Source organism: Bartonella queenslandensis AUST/NH15, assembly GCF_000312585.1.
Classification (GTDB): domain Bacteria; phylum Pseudomonadota; class Alphaproteobacteria; order Rhizobiales; family Rhizobiaceae; genus Bartonella; species Bartonella queenslandensis_A.
In genome coordinates this window covers 123,373-127,273 of sequence record NZ_HE998003.1, presented here as the reverse complement: position 1 = coordinate 127,273, position 3,901 = coordinate 123,373, and the positions used below count along the sequence as shown (strand labels likewise).

The 3,901-nt window shown below is 36.6% G+C and carries 3 protein-coding genes; 2 read left to right on the top strand and 1 reads right to left on the bottom strand.

Annotation, left to right across the window (positions count from 1 at the left end):
• Positions 1–127: 127 nt before the first annotated feature.
• Together uvrC and pgsA are read left to right on the top strand one after the other, a co-directional pair.
• Positions 128–2,113 (top strand): excinuclease ABC subunit UvrC, encoded by a 1,986-nt coding sequence (uvrC, locus tag BN338_RS05705; protein WP_039759909.1) that lies wholly within the window; start codon positions 128–130, stop codon positions 2,111–2,113.
• Positions 2,114–2,185: 72 nt separating this feature from the next.
• The gene (gene pgsA / locus BN338_RS05700) at positions 2,186–2,767 is read left to right on the top strand and encodes a CDP-diacylglycerol--glycerol-3-phosphate 3-phosphatidyltransferase (protein ID WP_039759908.1); all 582 of its coding nucleotides are present in this window, start codon (positions 2,186–2,188) and stop codon (positions 2,765–2,767) included.
• A gap of 313 nt (positions 2,768–3,080) precedes the next feature.
• On the opposite strand, the gene ndk is transcribed toward pgsA, so the two are convergent.
• Entirely contained in the window at positions 3,081–3,503 is a 423-nt protein-coding gene (gene ndk, locus BN338_RS05695) for a nucleoside-diphosphate kinase (RefSeq protein ID WP_039759907.1), read from the bottom strand.
• Positions 3,504–3,901: the final 398 nt, after the last annotated feature.

The window sequence follows — 3,901 nt, the reverse complement described above, 5'->3', positions numbered from 1 at the left end:
TCTAAAATCAAACTTTTATGCTATAATGTATTATTGATGGACAAAAAATACTAAAGACATAAATAATCACTATTTAATAAAAAGAATATCTAATAGAGCAAACAAAAAGTATTTCTTGATAAATGGAATGATCCTGAAAAATAATACAAATTGTCTGAAAAATAAACGAGAAAAGCTTTCTTTTCTCTCTAACCTTACATGGAACAATGCCAATCAAAGTGATGAGAAAAATCAACTCCAAGGTGTTAAATTCATACAAGAATTTGTTAGACACCTTCCGCATAAGCCTGGAGTTTACCGGATGATTGGTGAAAATGGTGATATTCTCTATATTGGTAAAGCCCGTAATCTCAAAAAACGTGTTTCAAACTATGCACGTGAACAAGGACACAATAATCGTATTACCCGCATGATTCGTGCAACATATCATATGGAATTTATTGTTACCCATACAGAAACAGAAGCACTCCTTTTAGAAGCGAATCTCATCAAAAGATTGCACCCACATTTTAATGTATTACTCCGTGATGACAAGAGCTTCCCTTATATCATGATTACAAATGATCACCGTGCACCTGCACTTTACAAACATCGTGGTGCCCGAACACAAAAAGCTCATTATTTTGGGCCTTTTGCTTCTGCTGGTGCGGTGACACAAACAATTCATGTTTTACAACGCGCTTTTTTATTACGAACCTGTACCGATACAATTTTTGAAAACCGCACACGCCCCTGTTTGCTTTATCAAATTAAGCGATGTTCTGCACCTTGTACCCATGAAATTAATGACCGTGATTATAAAGAACTCGTGAGAGAAGCAAAAGCATTCCTTTCGGGAAAAGATCAATCTGTTAAAAATGATATGATTCAAGCTATGCATAAAGCCGCAGAAAATCTTGATTTTGAACAAGCTGCTTCCTATCGTGACCGCTTATCAGCTCTCTCTCACATACAAAGCCATCAAGGTATTAATCCTCAAATGATAAAAGAAGCCGATGTCTTTGCAATTGCACAAAAAGAAGGAATGACCTGTATTCAGGTGTTCTTTTTTCGCATGGGGCAAAATTGGGGAAACCGTGCCTATTTTCCTAAAGCAGATCCCTCTTTTTCCCGTACTGAAATTTTAGCAAGTTTTCTAGCCCAATTTTATGACGATAAACCCCTTCCCCAAAACATCCTTTTATCTGAAGAAGTTGAAGAAAAGACACTTCTTACAGAAGCGCTGAGTCTCAAAGCAAATCACAAAGTGTCTCTCTCTTTACCCAAGCAAGGTGAACGGAAAACGCTTGTTAATCACGCCTATCTCAATGCTCATGAAGCACTTGAACATAAGCTTGCTGAAACAGCCACCCATACAAAATTGCTTCAAGGGCTTGCTAAAACATTCCAGCTACCTTTTCCTCCACGTCGTATAGAAGTCTATGATAATTCTCATATTATGGGAACAAATTCTGTAGGTGTCATGATTGTTGCTGGTCAAATGGGATTTGTTAAAAATCAATATCGCAAATTCAATATTCGCTCAACAGATATTACGCCTGGCGATGATTTTGGCATGATGAAAGAAGTCATTAAACGGAGATTTTCACGTCTTATCAAAGAGCATGATTTGCCAAATAAAAATCATGATATACAAGATCAAGAAAATGATCTTTTTCCCATTTGGCCTGATCTTATCTTAATCGATGGTGGTGAAGGACAAATCAACAGTGTACATACAATACTTACTGAATTACAATTAAGTAATCTGATCACAGTTGTTGGAATTGCTAAAGGTGTTGACCGTCATGCGGGACGCGAACGACTTTTTATAAAAGGGACTCCTCCTTTTACACTTCCTCCCCGTGATCCTATCCTCTATTTTTTGCAACGTCTGCGCGATGAAGCACATCGTTTTGCCATTGGAACACATAGAATAAAACGAAAAAAAGCAACATTCAAAAATCCACTTGATGAAATCGAAAATATCGGTCCGACAAGAAAACGTGCGTTGCTTCACCATTTTGGAAGTGCCAAGGCTGTTGCTGGTGCCTCACTTGAAGATTTGAAAAAAGTTACAGGAATCTCTATGACAATTGCACAAAAAATTCATAACCATTTTCATGAAAAATAGTCTTGTTTCATCACCTTAGCCTTGTTACGTTTAGGGGATATATTCTCTTTCACAAGAATTTAAAATAGCTCTATGAAAAATCATACTTTTTCTTTTCCAAATCTTTTAACTTATGCACGAATTGTTGCAGTCCCAATGGTTGTTGCGTGCTTTTTTTTAGAAGGACGCCTACAGTCAAGTGATATCGCACGTTGGGTTGCCGTTTCCATTTTTGTCGTCGCATCCATTACTGACTTTCTTGATGGTTACCTTGCCCGTATTTGGGAACAAACATCCAATATTGGTCGCATGTTAGATCCAATTGCCGATAAACTTCTCGTCTCTGCCTGCTTGCTCTTACTTGCCGCAGACACGACTATTGCTGGATGGACTTTATGGGCAGCTATTATCATTCTTTGTCGAGAAATTCTTGTATCAGGATTACGTGAATATTTAGCTGAATTAAAAGTGAGCGTCCCAGTCTCTCGTCTTGCAAAATGGAAAACCTTTGTACAAATGATCGCTATTATTTTTCTTTTAGCAGGACCAGCTGGTAACAAAATTTTCCCTTACACAGTGGAATTTGGCATTATTATGCTGTGGATTGCTGCCATCCTTACATTGTGGACAGGATGGGATTATTTTCGCGCAGGCTTAAAACACGTCATCTCATGAAATCGTCTCTTGATTTATAATGATAACTATCTTTCTGCAACTTAAACAAGAAAAAAGATACCGTAAATCTACGTACTTCAAATTTATCGGTGATGAGACAATTAAAATACTTCTTTTGCTCATCGCAAACAAAGTGGGCGTAAAGATAAAAAGACATTCAAGAAAAGGGTAAATAGGCTCTTGCAAAAACAGTTGCAATATTAAAAGTGGGAAAAATGGTGAAATGACATATCTATCAAAGAGATCTATAATCTTATAAACAAAAACCCGAAACATAATATTTCGGGTTTTTGCTTTGTTATTTACGTTTTTATTAACCAACAATCTCTATCTCAGAAAACCAAAAAGCGATTTCTGTTTTTGCCGTTTCAGCGCTATCGGATCCATGGACAGAATTTTCACCAATAGATAAAGCATGAACTTTACGAATTGTTCCTTCTTCTGCATCACTAGGATTTGTAGCACCCATCACTTCACGGTTTTTAGCTATTGCGTTTTCTCCTTCTAAAACCTGTACAACTGTTGGACCAGAAGACATAAATTCAACCAATTCGCTAAAAAAAGGGCGTTCTTTATGAACAGCATAAAAATTTTCAGCCTCACGCTTACCCATCCACACACGTTTAGATGCAATAACACGCAACCCTGCATCTTCAAGCATTTTCGTAATTGCACCAGTCAAGTTACGACGTGTTGCATCTGGTTTAATCATTGAAAAAGTACGCTCTAAAGCCATTTAAACACCTTTATTTCATTTATAACATTCTTTGACTGTTTCTATAGCGAGCAAGCAGCTCTTTGCCAAGTGACTCCGGAAAAATCTACACAAATTCTCAAAAATATAGAATAAATTATAAAAAAGACTTCAATAAAAATAGGTACGCCTACAATTGCTCTTCCCATCATAAGAGTGCCCCCGCTTCTCAGTAAATATTGAACTTTCTTTTATCTTCCTAAATGCTTCCCATCAAAATTACCATTTAAGCAATAAAAATTATAAGAAAAAATCAACACGCAAAATATATATACCTTTTTCAAAAGTCTTCTTCTTTTAAAGAAGATGGATCGAGACACTTCGTATCTAGCTTCGAAAATCCCATCACACACTGAAATCAATCAAAAAACACCCTATCA

Bases quoted from the DNA above. Each gene is read 5' to 3' on its own strand.
- uvrC (WP_039759909.1), top strand. From the start codon at position 128: ATGATCCTGAAAAATAATACAAATTGTCTGAAAAATAAACGAGAAAAG.
- pgsA (WP_039759908.1), top strand. From the start codon at position 2,186: ATGAAAAATCATACTTTTTCTTTTCCAAATCTTTTAACTTATGCACGA.
- ndk (WP_039759907.1), bottom strand. From the start codon at position 3,503: ATGGCTTTAGAGCGTACTTTTTCAATGATTAAACCAGATGCAACACGT.